The sequence below is a fragment of the uncultured Microscilla sp. genome, from assembly GCF_947493425.1.
In the GTDB taxonomy this organism is placed as follows: domain Bacteria; phylum Bacteroidota; class Bacteroidia; order Cytophagales; family Microscillaceae; genus Microscilla.
Map to the genome: position 1 here is coordinate 18,768 of NZ_CANLRP010000020.1, position 13,718 is coordinate 32,485.

At 40.0% G+C, this 13,718-nt stretch carries 14 protein-coding genes; 9 read left to right on the forward strand and 5 right to left on the reverse strand.

The window, feature by feature from the left end; all coding sequences use genetic code 11:
- The first annotated feature begins 279 nt into the window (after positions 1 to 279).
- Positions 280 to 480: a hypothetical protein gene (locus tag Q0954_RS07860; RefSeq protein WP_299455673.1), complete on the forward strand. Its 201-nt coding sequence runs from the start codon at positions 280 to 282 to the stop codon at positions 478 to 480.
- Positions 481 to 1,194: 714 nt separating this feature from the next.
- A complete protein-coding gene (locus Q0954_RS07865) occupies positions 1,195 to 1,494 on the forward strand; it encodes a hypothetical protein (RefSeq protein ID WP_299455674.1) in 300 nt (99 codons plus the stop codon).
- Between the two features lie 88 nt (positions 1,495 to 1,582).
- Here Q0954_RS07865 and Q0954_RS07870 read toward each other — a convergent pair whose 3' ends face one another.
- The 3 genes from Q0954_RS07870 to Q0954_RS07880 all read right to left on the reverse strand — a co-directional run bounded on the left by Q0954_RS07870 (position 1,583) and on the right by Q0954_RS07880 (position 3,919).
- Positions 1,583 to 1,957, reverse strand: coding sequence for a translation initiation factor (locus Q0954_RS07870; protein ID WP_299455675.1), 375 nt, complete (start codon positions 1,955 to 1,957; stop codon positions 1,583 to 1,585).
- 39 nt (positions 1,958 to 1,996) lie between these two features.
- Complete coding sequence (locus tag Q0954_RS07875) at positions 1,997 to 2,308, reverse strand: DUF3817 domain-containing protein (protein WP_299455676.1); 312 nt, start codon at positions 2,306 to 2,308, stop codon at positions 1,997 to 1,999.
- A gap of 156 nt (positions 2,309 to 2,464) precedes the next feature.
- Positions 2,465 to 3,919, reverse strand: coding sequence for a trypsin-like peptidase domain-containing protein (locus Q0954_RS07880; protein WP_299455677.1), 1,455 nt, complete (start codon positions 3,917 to 3,919; stop codon positions 2,465 to 2,467).
- Between the two features lie 216 nt (positions 3,920 to 4,135).
- Here Q0954_RS07880 and Q0954_RS07885 point away from each other — a divergent pair, with 216 nt between their 5' ends.
- From Q0954_RS07885 to Q0954_RS07910, 6 genes are read left to right on the forward strand one after another with little or no spacing between them, the layout of a single operon-like run.
- Positions 4,136 to 4,840, forward strand: a complete 705-nt coding sequence (locus Q0954_RS07885; protein WP_299455678.1) for a WbqC family protein — start codon at positions 4,136 to 4,138, stop codon at positions 4,838 to 4,840.
- Entirely contained in the window at positions 4,837 to 5,505 is a 669-nt protein-coding gene (locus Q0954_RS07890) for an acetyltransferase (RefSeq protein WP_299455679.1), read from the forward strand. The genes Q0954_RS07885 and Q0954_RS07890 overlap by 4 nt, the downstream gene beginning before the upstream one ends.
- 15 nt (positions 5,506 to 5,520) lie before the next feature.
- Positions 5,521 to 6,459 carry a glycosyltransferase family 2 protein gene (locus Q0954_RS07895; protein WP_299455680.1) on the forward strand — a complete coding sequence of 313 codons (939 nt, stop codon included), beginning with the start codon at positions 5,521 to 5,523 and terminating at the stop codon, positions 6,457 to 6,459.
- Positions 6,460 to 6,506: 47 nt separating this feature from the next.
- Positions 6,507 to 7,403 carry a hypothetical protein gene (locus tag Q0954_RS07900; RefSeq protein WP_299455681.1) on the forward strand — a complete coding sequence of 299 codons (897 nt, stop codon included), beginning with the start codon at positions 6,507 to 6,509 and terminating at the stop codon, positions 7,401 to 7,403.
- A 43-nt stretch (positions 7,404 to 7,446) separates the two neighbouring features.
- The gene (gene rffA / locus Q0954_RS07905; RefSeq protein WP_299455682.1) at positions 7,447 to 8,577 is read left to right on the forward strand and encodes a dTDP-4-amino-4,6-dideoxygalactose transaminase; all 1,131 of its coding nucleotides are present in this window, start codon (positions 7,447 to 7,449) and stop codon (positions 8,575 to 8,577) included.
- Between the two features lie 60 nt (positions 8,578 to 8,637).
- Positions 8,638 to 9,045: a nuclease A inhibitor family protein gene (locus tag Q0954_RS07910; RefSeq protein WP_299455683.1), complete on the forward strand. Its 408-nt coding sequence runs from the start codon at positions 8,638 to 8,640 to the stop codon at positions 9,043 to 9,045.
- Between the two features lie 85 nt (positions 9,046 to 9,130).
- Here Q0954_RS07910 and Q0954_RS07915 read toward each other — a convergent pair whose 3' ends face one another.
- Both Q0954_RS07915 and Q0954_RS07920 read right to left on the reverse strand, forming a co-directional pair.
- On the reverse strand, positions 9,131 to 9,394 hold the full coding sequence (locus Q0954_RS07915) for a hypothetical protein (RefSeq protein ID WP_299455684.1): 264 nt from the start codon (positions 9,392 to 9,394) through the stop codon (positions 9,131 to 9,133).
- Positions 9,395 to 9,591: 197 nt separating this feature from the next.
- The gene (locus tag Q0954_RS07920) at positions 9,592 to 10,074 is read right to left on the reverse strand and encodes a hypothetical protein (RefSeq protein ID WP_299455685.1); all 483 of its coding nucleotides are present in this window, start codon (positions 10,072 to 10,074) and stop codon (positions 9,592 to 9,594) included.
- Between the two features lie 636 nt (positions 10,075 to 10,710).
- Here Q0954_RS07920 and Q0954_RS07925 point away from each other — a divergent pair.
- Positions 10,711 to 13,290, forward strand: coding sequence for a tetratricopeptide repeat protein (locus Q0954_RS07925; protein ID WP_299455686.1), 2,580 nt, complete (start codon positions 10,711 to 10,713; stop codon positions 13,288 to 13,290).
- Positions 13,291 to 13,718 lie beyond the last annotated feature (428 nt).

The window sequence follows — 13,718 nt, forward strand, 5'->3', positions numbered from 1 at the left end:
GTGGCTTGTAGTAACAATAGTCCGCATTTAGCCCATAGCACCAAAAAGGTTCCCCGTAAACGGGATGTCGGCATAGCCTCCACTAGGCACTAGGTGCAAGATTCTAGGTACACCCTGTTCCACAGGCAGCTAACAAATTCATAGTACACTTATTTTCAGTGGTTTATGAATTTGTTAGTTAATAGCAGATTCGAATAAATGTTCACCTTACTTATAGTTGATAATCAAAGAGTGAAAATAATTTAAAAAAAAGGGTTTGCTTATCGCAAACCTTTTTTTATGACATTTTATCAAAAGTTTTTAATGAATAAAACCACGCTGGAAAGCACTCAAAAAAGGGAGGGATGCACAGTAAACCTACCTTCGGCAAGGTCTATTTCAGAAGAAATGAGTACCCTAACACAACGCAAAGTAGTAACAATACGTGTAAATTTGTTTGGTAAGGATGCAGTAATCAAATGCTCATCAAAGATTGTATAGCTCAACCAATAAGAAACGATTAATTAACATTCTACGGCTCATTTTATTATTTTAAAATAATAGTTTTCATAACACATTTTTTACGAAATAATATTTTTTTTATGAAATAATAAAAAATATTCTCCTACCTGAGACACATATACAAAGCAAAGCGTATTGGCTCTGATAAACTACTCGACAACTGTCTAAAACAGGTAAAAGTCGCAGAACTAAACAGATAGATAGTTAAAAGAAATAAAAACTAATAAAATTGGCAATTAGTCTATTATTTCGGTATGCACTCAATTGTAAAATATGATTTTTTCAATACGCAACATCCTTAAAGCATTTTAAATTAATTTTTAATATAAATATTTTTATTTTTAAAAAAACTTTTAAGGTTTTCCCCCGTTAGAAATGTCAAAGTATAATGACGAACAAAGTCTAATTACGCACACACAATTGTTACAACACTAAAATTTAATCAATAAAAACCGAAATTTTAATAATGACAACATGAAAGCGATTACAGACCACCAACAGTATCAGTATTTCACCAAGTTATTGACGTCGTTTCCTGAGTGGAATGAAATCTCAGATTCGGCACAATCACGCATCATGAACACTTTGGACAGGGAGATTAAAAAAGAGTCTTCTGAGCCAGTAATTATTCGCTTTGCAAATGAAATTGCACTTTCATTGCATTCATCTGAAAGAATCGTTATCGAAAAAATAATGAAAAAACTCCAGATCAGCCTGGTGGTTTTTGAACAGATTCAGCAAATCATTTCCGAACGCATTATTCAGGAACAACACATTCGCCTGGATTCTCGAATAGACAAAGATCTGGGGCTGGACAAGCTAGATTTAATTTGGGTGATTTTACGATGCGAGCAAATCTTCCATATTCAAATTGACGAAGAGGCCGTAATTCGCCCATTGGTTACTATACAGGCGTATGTAACTTATATATCACAATTGTACTTTCAAGAACGAGAGTTCTCCACTAAAACCAGATTTATGAATGCATCATAACTACTGTAAAAGCATCAGATAGCCTCGAATTACATTTGAGGCTATTTTTATATCGTTTCATGTATGCATAGCTTGCTGCTTGTCTTGCTTATCCTCCCGATTTTTTTGCCTTATACCCTGCATTCTTAAGCAACTCCATTACCTTATCACGCATATCGCCCTGAATAATAATTTCACCATCTTTAGCACTCCCCCCTACTCCACACTTGCTCTTCAGCATTTTGCCCAGTGCTTTTAGGTCATCGTCGGTACCCACAAAACCAGTAACTAGGGTAGCTACTTTCCCTTTGCGGTTTTTCTTGTCTAGCATCACCCTGAGGTCTTGCTGATTGATAGGCAAGGTTTCTTCTTCCTCTTCTCCTTCCGTATCATATTCAAAATCGGGATTGGTAGAATACACCATTCCTAAACGACTTTTCCAATCGTCTTGGTCATCTTTCTTTTTTCTGTTATTTCTACTCATAATTTTTTCACTGTTTAGTTATGCCCAATGAATAAAGCATTAAACGTGATTAGCTTCATTCTCCTGAAACAATTTCTTATCTGCTATAAAAGGACCAAAGGGTACAATAGAGGCCAATATTGCCAATCCTACTTTTTTCAATGGCCACTCGTGTTCTATTTTTACCTGTATCAACAAGATACAATATACTACAAATAAAAGCCCGTGTACTGCACCCGTTATTTTTACTGCTTCAGGCATTTGCCAGATGTATTTAAGCGGCATTGCTATGCCTAACAATACCAAAAAAGAGAGGCCTTCCAGAAAACCCATGATACGCAAGCGCCCCAAGGCAGTTTTTAATATATTCATATCAAACAATTCATCAATCAGTTTAAAACCGTAAAGTTAGTGTTAAGTAGCTTCAAATACAACGAATTGAATTATTCACAAGTTGGCAAAAAGGGCTATACAAAAAAGCCATTGACTATTCCTGGTCAATGGCTTGCTAAAAGACAGTTTTTTGAATTAAAAATAAAAAGAATAGTAGCCTTTTGTTCCATCTTTACTCACCCCTTGGATGTATATTTTACCTTGCAAGTCGCTTAACAAGCTTTCTACTTCTTTGGGTGTTTTTACAGGCTGACGATTGATATGGGTAATCACGAAGCCTTCTTGCATACGCAAACGACTAAATAAACCCCGGCGTACTTTGAGTACTCTTACTCCTCCACTTTCTACCCTTAGTTTTTGGCGTTCGGTTTTAGAAATTTTTTCCAGCTCTACTCCTAGTTTTTTCGAGTAAAATATCTCTCTTTTGAGTACGCCTGTAGTACCTTCCCGATTTTTTAGCTTAAGCTGCACTGTTTGGGTACTTTTACCTCGGCGGTAGGTGAGCTTTATTTTGTCTCCTGGGCGAAAATAGCTCATTTCCTCCATAAACGTACTCTTACCGTTTATCTTGACACTATTAACTTTTAGTATTACATCACCAGGTTTTATGCCTGCTTTATCGGCTTCACTATCAGGGTTTACCTCTGTTACTACAGCTCCATCAAACGAGTTAGATTTAATGTTAAATCTTTGGGCAAGCTTAGTGCTCAACTCACTTACTTTGATACCACTAAACGCTTTTTGCACTTCGCCATACTGTACCAAGTCATTGAAAACTTTTGCTACAATGTCTACAGGTACTGCAAAACCATACCCGGCATAAGATCCTGTATGCGAAAGGATTGCCGTGTTGATACCCACCAACTGACCTTTAATATTGACCAAAGCCCCTCCACTGTTTCCAGGGTTAATGGCAGCATCGGTTTGAATAAAAGACTCTAGAGGAAACTGCCCACCTAGCAAAGCAATATCACGCCCTTTGGCGCTTACTATTCCTGCGGTTACAGTAGAGGTCAAGTTAAAAGGGTTACCAATGGCAAGTACCCACTCACCTACGTTTAGTTTTTTAGAGGTACCCCGTGTAATGCTGGGCAAACCTTTGGCATCTACCTTAAGCACTGCAATATCAGACGAAGGATCAGTACCAATTACTTTTGCTTTGTAAGAACGTTTTTCGTGGATTACTTCTATAGTTTCTGCACTTTGTATCACGTGGTTATTGGTTACAATGTAGCCATTATCGGTAAATATTACGCCCGACCCTGACGCTAACTGCTTGCGACCTCTGCCCCCATTGCCAAAGAAAAAATCGAATACATCATAAGAGTTGTATTTGGCATCTGACACTGTTTTGATGTATACAACACTACGAGTGGCTACGTTAGAGGCTTTTACAAAGTCACCGTTCAGCTCAACGAGTGACTTATTGTTGACCATTTTGGTGTTAGTGTCTCGATTTTCGGGTATCACCAGGTTCTGTTCATTACTATGGCTACTTTTGCCCGAAGATTGGTTGACCAAATAAAAGCAATAGCCACCTATAATGGCAGAAAAAAAGCTCAGTGCTATGGTTTTTATGGTATTGTTCATAATTTAAATATTTTAGAGATGGTTGTTCTGTTGCGTTATTTGACAGAGTGAACGTATTGCCCACTTATAACAAAATTAGTGATTTTTTTATATTGCACTCATCTTGAGTTTTCTAATGTCCTTCACTTCTTGCCTGAAAGTAAAAACCTAAGATAGATTCTTTTGTTTCAGCAATAGCTTTGCTGAAACAACCAATTTACATTAAATAATGTTAAAATGTCAGTGAATAAAAGTGTGTACATCAGTCAATCTAATTATATTCCCTGGAAAGGCTATTTTGACAGTATCAACCAAGTAGACGAATTTATTATCTATGACGAGATGCAGTATACCCGACGCGACTGGCGTAACAGAAATAAAATTAAAACTAATCAAGGGGTACAGTGGTTGTCTGTTCCAGTACAAACCAAGGGTCGTTTTTTGCAAAAAATAAATGAAACCAAAGTAAGCGATACTCAATGGGGTAAAAAGCACTGGCAAATCTTGCAACACAACTATAGCAAAGCTCCCTTTTTTGAGTTATACGCCTCTGTTTTTGCTCCTCTGTATATACACCCTCCCAGCGAGTGGCTCAGCGAGATTAATTATGCTTTTATCAAGCAAATATGTCAGGTTTTGGGCATTCAAACCCACCTTTCGTTCTCCAGAAACTTTACCTTAGCTACAGGCAAAACCGAGCGGTTAGTGGATTTGTGTCAGCAAGTAGGAGCCACTGACTACTATTCGGGAATGGCGGCTAAAAACTACCTCGACGAAACATTGTTTACTCAGGCAAATATCAAGGTACATTATATAAAACATACTGCATACCCTGCTTATACACAGCTTTACCCTCCGTTTGAGCATGCGGTTAGCATACTAGACTTGTTATTTAACACTGGAGAAAAGGCCAGGGATTTTATGACGACATTTGAGCAATGAAAAAACAGAAAAAACTGATCATTGTAGGCAATACTACCAACGCCCGGCTTGCCCATTGGTATTTCAAACATGACAGCCCTTACGAGGTAGTGGCTTTTTCGGTACACGGGGCATACATTCAAACCAATGTATGGCAAGGTTTACCAGTAGTGCCTTATGAGCAACTGGAACAGCTATACCCCCCCGCTCACTTTGATGCTTTTGTGGCCATTGGTTACAAAAAGATGAATCAAATACGCGAACAAATGTATATCCAAACCAAGGCTAAAGGTTATTTTTTGCCCAATTATATCAGTTCTCGTTGTATTTTTCTTGCCGAAGCGCCCATAGGCGATAATAACTTAATTCTGGAAGGTAACACTGTTCAACCTTTTGTACATCTGGGCAACAACAATGTGCTCTGGAGTGGTAATCATATAGGGCATGACACTGTTTTGCATCATCATATTACCCTTACCTCGCAGGTGGTAGTATCGGGCTATTGCACTATTCATAACAATTGTTTTTTGGGGGTAAATGCCACCATACACAATGAGGTTACATTGGCAAAAGCCACTTTGGTAGGGGCAGGGGCGGTTATACGCAAAAACACCCACGAAAAAGAAGTATACTTGCCAGCCAAAACTATTTTGTGGCACAAAAAAAGCGATGAATTGGATTTTTAGACAAGTGACTAATTTATGAAAAAAATTACGGTGGTTACTTCTTTGTATAAATCAAGGGCATACATTCCTGAGTTTTATCGTCGTATCAAAGATTGTATTGTCTCGCTGGGGCTCAACTATCAGCTGGTATTTGTCAATGATGGTTCGCCCGATGATTCGGTAGAGGTGGTCAAGCAACTCATGGAACATGATACCCACATCACCTTGGTAAATTTATCACGCAACTTTGGGCAATATCCAGCGATGTTTGCAGGCATGCGGCATGCTTTGCAAACCAAACCCGACTATGTCTTTATTTTAGATGTTGACCTGGAAGAAGCTCCCGAAAATCTGGCAGAGTTTTATACCCTCATGCAAACCAAAGCAGGCACAGACGTTGTGTACGGAATAGTAAAAAAGCGCCAGGGATTTTTTGTAAAAAAGGTGTTAGGAAATTTGTTTTTATGGGTGCTTGACAAACTCAGCGAACACCAAATACCCCGCAATCAGGCATGGGCACGTCTCATGAAGCCCAATTATTTGCAGCACTTATTGCAATACAACGAAGCCGACACCTACCCGGTAGGGCTTATGCATCTGACAGGGTTCAACCAAGTGCCTTGCTCTATAGACAAACCATACAAGGGTAGTACCACTTATTCGTGGCGTAAACGTGCCTATGCTGCCTTAAGTGCTGTTACCTCGTTTTCGTCGCGTGCTTTGCTCTACATCGCTTTTATGGGCTTTGGTATTTTCTTTTTTTCTGTCTTATTCATTCTCAGTATTGTAGTGCAAAAGCTTGCCTATACTGACTTTCAGGCAGGTTGGAGCTCTATTATAGCCTCTATTTGGTGCATTGGCGGACTCATTATTTTTTGTCTGGGGGTAATAGGTATGTACATTGCCCAAATCTTTAATCAGGTAAAAAACCGCCCACTGTATATTATAAAGTCTGTGATGGGCAAAACTGAGTAAATGATGGCTAACAGTAGAGTCAGTAATGACCACCAAACAACAACTGTATGCAACACTGGCAAAAACTTGGGCTAATTTATAACCGTCAACACTACCAGGCAGTACCATTGGCGCGTTTTATTGCCCCACATACCATACGTATTTTTTTTAGCACCCGTGACCTTGCCAACCGATCACTGCCTTGTGCTATAGACTATGATTTGCATCAACAAAAAGTAGTCAATGAGTTCAAAATAGAGGTACCCTTGGGCAACTTGGGTATGTTTGACCACAACGGCATTATGCCCACTGCTTTGCTCGAGCAGGGCAACGAATTGTGGATGTATTATATTGGTTGGAACACAGGAGGCAATGTACCTTTTAGAAACGCCATTGGCTTGCTGATAAGCAAAGATGGGGGCAATACTTTTCAGAAACACGCCCAAGGTCCTTTGTTAGACCGTAGCGTACATGACCCCTGTTTTGTAGCAAGCAATTGTGTATTGGCAGAAGAAGGGTTTTACCGCATGTATTACCTTTCTTGTGTGCAGTGGCAAACAAAGCATTCAGGGGAAGTTCAACATTATTACCATATCAAATACGCCGAATCAACCAATGGGATTGACTGGAAAAGGGAGGGTAGAATAGCTATAGGTTTTAAAAATGAGTACGAATATGCTATTTCTGTGCCCAGGGTAATCAAAGAAGCGGGCAGGTATAAAATGTGGTACTCATACCGGGCAAGTGCCCAAACCCCTACTTATCGCATTGGCTATGCCGAGTCGGTCAATGGGCTGGATTGGGTGCGAAAAGATGAACTGGTAGGCTTAGATGTTTCGGCAGAGGGATGGGATAGCCAAATGATTTGTTATCCGGAAATATTTACCTTTGAGCACAAGCGGTATATGTTGTATAATGGCAATGAGTACGGCAAGTCAGGAATAGGTTTAGCGGTAAGTTTGTAGCTGCTATTGGCTAATTTTAAACAAGCTCTAAAAAAAATATAAAATGCAAATTCCGTTTAACAAGCCCTATTTTACAGGTAAAGAAACTACCTACATCAAGGCAGCCGTCGAGCAAATGGTGATTGCATCGGATGGGCAGTTTACCCAAAAGTGTCAACATTTTTTTGAACAACAATATGGTTTTGGCAAATGCTTGCTTACTACCTCATGTACAAGTGCTCTAGAACTAGCTGCTTTGTTGTTGGACATAGCCCCTGGCGATGAGGTAATTGTACCTGCCTATACATTTGTGAGCACCGCCAATGCCTTTGTGCGGCGGGGAGCCAAGGTAGTTTTTGCCGATAGTACCCCTACTCACCCCAATGTAGATGTCACTCAAATAGAGGCATTGATTACCCCCCAAACCAAGGCTATAGTAGTGGTACATTATGCTGGAGTAGCCTGCCACATGAACGCTGTCATGGCTTTGGCAAATAAACATCAAGTGTTTGTAATAGAAGATGCTGCTCAGGCAATTCATAGTTTTTATGCAGGTAAGCCTTTGGGTAGTTTTGGGCATTTGGCCGCTTTTTCTTTTCACGAAACCAAAAATATTATTTGCGGTGAAGGAGGCATGTTGGTGATCAACGATGATCGTTTTACAAAACGAGCCGAGATAATCAGCCGCAAAGGAACCAACCGGGCGGCATTTTTTCGGGGCGAAGTAAGCCAATATGAGTGGGTAGATGTAGGAGGCTCATTTTTACCCCCCGACACCAGTGCTGCTTTTTTATATGCCCAACTAGAGCGCCTGGTTGACATTCAGACCCAACGCCAGGGTATATGGCAACGTTATCAGCAAGGTTTGGCGATATTAGAACAAAAAGGGCATGCCAACTTGCCACAAATACCTGACTATGCCCAACCCAATGCCCACATTTTTTATATAATTTGTAAGAGTAACGCTGAACGAAACCTGTTGATTGATTACCTAAAAAAACGTGGGATACAGGCAGTTTTTCACTATTTGTCGTTGCACCAATCACCGTTTTATCAGGCGCAGCACGACGGCAGGAGTTTGCCCCAAAGCGACAAATACGCCGATTGCTTGCTTAGGCTACCTTTTTTTTATGAGTTGCCCCTCCCCCAACAACAAGAGGTCATTCGGCGGGTCATTCAGTACTTTGAACCCTGACTCAAGGCATTTTTGGACGGCTTTTTGCAAAATCAGCCATAGGCTAAAATTATGTGATATATGGCAACAGATGAACAAGACAATTTATTGAAAACTTTAGATCGGGCATCTGATGGACTCATGTTTATGAGCGAATCTGATTATCCGTTTGAGTCTTTTTATTGGGATTTTAAAGATGAACTCACTGCTGACAAGGTACTAACTCTGGCAAGTGAAGCACCGGATGCTATTGTAAAAGAGTTGAAACTGGATGCGTTTTTTAAAAATTCGGTGGCAGAAGAAAGTTGGTATGATGCCTCAGAAACCAAGGTTGCCCGACAGTTTCAGCGATTGGTAGAAACCCTCAAAAGAAACCTACAAGAGCTTCAGGTATTTAGAGTAGGAGGCGCCGAAGCTGATGTATACATTGTGGGTAAGGCAGAGTTTGGAGGCTATGCCGGGCTTGTTACCCATGTGGTACAAACCTAAGCAAGTGGCAGGTAATCAACAACAAGCGATAAGTAATACATACAGTTGGTTTATCGCTTGTTGATGGAGTTTTGGTCAAAACAAGCTATTTTACTTCTTTTAGTTGACTGCCAATGAGCTTGTATTTTTTGGCTACCTTGATAGATGGGCAACAATGGGCGTCTTCTTTTTTGTACTTCATTTTTCGAGCTTTAATGGTGCCATTTTCTATCGCCAAAGGAATGGTGTTGTTTACATTGGTTTGGTTAATTATTATGGTTAGCTTACCTCCCCGGTTGATAAGTACCGCCCATCCCATGCCAGCACTGGCGTTGCCCATACTGCCTTTGAAACCACAACTATATTGCACGGTTTTCCATCACCGTTGAGGTCACCCACCACTGTATTTACCGGGTAGCAGTCACGACCACTCCCTTCTATTAAGGTTTTTTGAGCCTCGAAAGATTTATTCAATTGTTCTTTGCTTATTTGGCTATAAGCTGTATTTACCAAGCTTGTTAGTAAAGCGAGGGTAAAAAATACCTGTATTTGTTTTTTCATCATTGCTTATTTTACCTCCTCTAATTCATAATAAATAGTACTTATAATCTTTTGCTGCTTCAGCTGATATTTTTTAGGCGTCTTGATTGAAGGGCAACAACTAGCGTCTCCTTTTTTGTATTTATAAACTAATGCCGATATTATTCCACCAGCACCAATCGACAAAGGCAAAGCCCTTCCTAAATCTTTGCAGTGCAACACAGGCTTTATTACTCCCTTTTCGTTCAACCACAATGTCCAACCTGTATACACGGGTATATTGCCACCTGCCATTAGGCAAGTATACTGCACAATACCATCTTGTACCCCATCGCCATTCAAATCTCCTACTACTGCATTGGCAGCATGACATACCTGCCCCTTGCCCGCCACTAGTGCTTGGTATTGGTCAAACGCCTTCATCAGCTTTTGCTTAGATACTTGAGTATAACCATAGCTCGTCCATAACAAGAGCAAGCATAACCATGCAGTTTTAATTAAATGTTTCATAAAACCTTGTTTAGTAAAATAACTTTAAATAAAGCTCTATTTAACCAAGATTATTACCAGGAGCTACATCCAAAACCAAGTTTTATAAGGCCTTAGATACCAATACTTACTCAAAGTAATCCGGTTTGTAGGGTGCTTGAGTAAAAATGTAGGTTTATGTTAACATTTGCAAAGGCTAATTCACGAAATGTTATTTTGGGTTTATAAAACACCCTTTTATTGACCCATAGCAAACAATTATGCGTACTTCTATACTACTGCCTTACCTTTCGCAGAACGTATTTCTGGCTTATTTTTTTGCAACTTAAGTCAGTAAAAGACTCAAAAAAAATTATGAATCAGACAAAAGTAAGGAGCCACGTTGAGTCACCCCAAAAAGTCAGACAACACTACCCTGCCTCTGATGCTATAAAAACAAGGCTTAGAAAATGTATTGGCAGATTCAGAATAACCTGATGATATTTTATTAGCTAAAGATAAAATTGTAAATTTATTGTTGTGGTTGGCGTAGTAAGGTTTTTGATACTTTGATTAAAGTTTCCTGCCAGATGTTGTATTGTCTCATGCTGTGTACAGCAAAAAAGCAATCGGCTCTTATGCCCATTATGTGATGTTTATCAAACCCCAATCAAACCCATGAAAACCTATGTTTTGTGTATACTGCTTTGTCTGACCACATATAATGTATTTGCCTGGCAAACACGCAAATTGGACTCTTTGCTTAAAGTATTGGAAACTAATATTACCCATGAGCAAAAAGTAAAGGTATATATCAAAGTCGCCCGCCGTTACAATGCACTATCCGACTCGCTCAATACTGCCCTGTATATACAAAAAGCCATTGCGTTGGCACAAAAAACAAATTATCCAAAAGGAGAAGCAGACGCTTACCACAGGCAAGCCTGGATGTTGCGACGCAAAGGGTACTATACGGCAGCCAATACTCTGTTTAAACAAGCACTTAAAATATCAAAAAAAGCAAGTTATGACAATGGCATAGCCAACGCTTATAACGGACTGGGAGCAGTACACGACGATCAGGCACATTATGAGGAAGCTTTGAAGTATTACCAGAAAACATTGGCGATTGATCACAAAATGGGCAATAAACGAGGGCTATCCAGCGACTATAACAACATAGGCATTGTATACCAAAAGCAAGGTAAGTATCGACTTGCCCTGAAATACTACCAAAAGTCGATGCAATTGGACAAAGCGCTGGGTGATAAAAGCGGCATGGCCTATGGCTACAACAATATAGGTATTGTATACAGTAAACTGGGCAACTATCCTCTTACACTAGAGTACTATCGTAAGTCATTGGCTATCAAGCAAGCGCTGGGCAACACACAAGGAGTAGCCAATAGTTACCACAATATGGGAGCAGTATACCGCAAACAAGGCAATTATCCCAAAGCATTGGAGCATTATAAAAAATCGTTGAAAATCAATGAAAAAACCGGCAGTAAAAAAAACGTTGCAAATAACTATACCAATATAGGCTCGGTGTTTCACGCATTAAACAACGACTCGCTTGCCCTGGCGTACGTAACACGTGCACTTAAGGTGTATAAACAACTGCAAAATCGCCAAGGCATTGCGAACAATTACAAAATGATCGGAAACATTCACCAAACCGCCGGAAGGTTTCAAAAAGCAGAGGTATACTATCAAAAGTTTTTGGCGATGGAAAAAGAGATCGGCAATAAAGAAAGTCTGGCAGATGGCTACCTCAACCTGGGAATGTTGGCAATAGAAACGAAGCAGTACGCTCAAGCGCAGAACTATCTTGAAATAGCCCTTACCATGCACAAGGCACAAGGACGCAAAGACGCTGTATCGGAAACACAAGTGGCATTGGCTGAGGTGTTTTTTTTGCAAAAAAATCATCCAAAAGCAATACATTATGCTACTCAAGGGGTGGCCAAAGCCAAAGAGGTGGGCAACCCAGCCACTATAAGAGACGGTGCAGCCCTACTTGCCAAATCCCATCATTTACAAGGTCAGCCTGCTAAAGCATATCAATACCAAGTGATTTTCAAGCAAATGTCTGATAGTCTGATTAATGTAGAAAATACCCGTAAAATAACCCGCATGGAGGTAGAGCTAGAGTTTAGACAAGCAAAAGACTCTATGCAAAAAGCCAATGCTTTGCAAAGGGCCCAACTTGAAAAAGAGCAATTGACCAACCGCTTTCAACGCAACATCACCTGGTTGATATTGGTTGTTTTAACTATTGTACTGGTGTTTATGTTTTTTGTATACCGGAGCCGCCAACAACAAAAACGCTTGAATGTACAACTGCAACAGCAAAAACAAGGATTGAAAACCCAAAGCGAAGAGCTTGCCAAACTCAACGAAGAGCTACTGCAAAATAAAGAAGAAATAGCCGCCCAACGCGATATTCTTGCCTTCCGAAATACCGAGCTATTGCACCATCAGTACCGTATAAATAAAAGTTTCAAGGCAGCCCAGGTGATCCAACACACCTTGTTGCCTTCCGACCAGCTCATTCGGAGGTTGTTCAGCGACTATTTTGTGTTGTACCAACCAAAAGACGTAGTATCGGGTGATTTTTACTGGATAGCCGAAGTAGGCCAACAATGGGTAATGGTGGTAGCTGACTGTACCGGACACGGGGTGCCAGGGGCTTTTATGACCCTGATTGGCAGCAAGTTGCTAGACTCTATTGTAAAAATAAATCAAGTAGTGCAGCCGGCCGAGATATTGACCCAACTCAACGAAAGCGTTTTGCATACTATGAAACGCAACACCGGGCAACAGCAAGAGATAGACATGATAGCCGGCATGGATGCCGTGGTACTCTCGGTAAGCAGCAAAAACAATTATTTTGAGATTGACTTTGCCGGAGCCAAAAATGATTTGTTATACTTTGACCCTATTACCCGCACTTTTGGCGAATTAAAAGGTACTCGAATGTCGGTAGGTGGCTTTCAGACAAAAAGAAAAATATTTACACAACAACATATTTCATTGCCTGTCCATAGCATTTTGTATGCAGGCTCAGATGGTTTTCAAGATCAAAACAATGACCAACGCAAACGTTTTGGTCATGATGCCTTGAAACAACTACTAGAGCAGAACGTGGCTTACCCGCTGGCACAACAAAAAAACTTGTTGGAAGAAGCGCTTAAGGCACATATGCAACACAGTGAACAACGTGATGATATTTTGTGGTTAGGTATGAAGTTGTAATTTTATTTTCTTAGGAATGGTAGCAAAATAAATACGCATTTTTAACGTCATCTTTTGCTGACAGAATTCGTTAAAAAAACTTGTCGTAGCGCTGCTATGCCGCGTTTTTTTGCCTCTCCTGCCAACAAAATATTTTGGCGTTACTATAGAACTTTATTTTTGAACAATTCCTAAGGAATGGTTCAAAAATAAATTTACACTCTGAGGGGTGATTTTTCGCCTTGATACTTCGTTATTTTTATTGCCCGTAGCGTTGCTTTGCTATGGGCGCAAAAAATAGCCTCGTCTCAAAACAAAACCTCTACCTCAAGAATGGTAATTTAATTTCTCACCATTCCTTAGTTTTCTTTCCAAAAATTAAAATCGTGATTAAAGTACAATGTTTGCTTGTTATTACAACAAAGTTTCACTTTGTATAAACAAAGGAG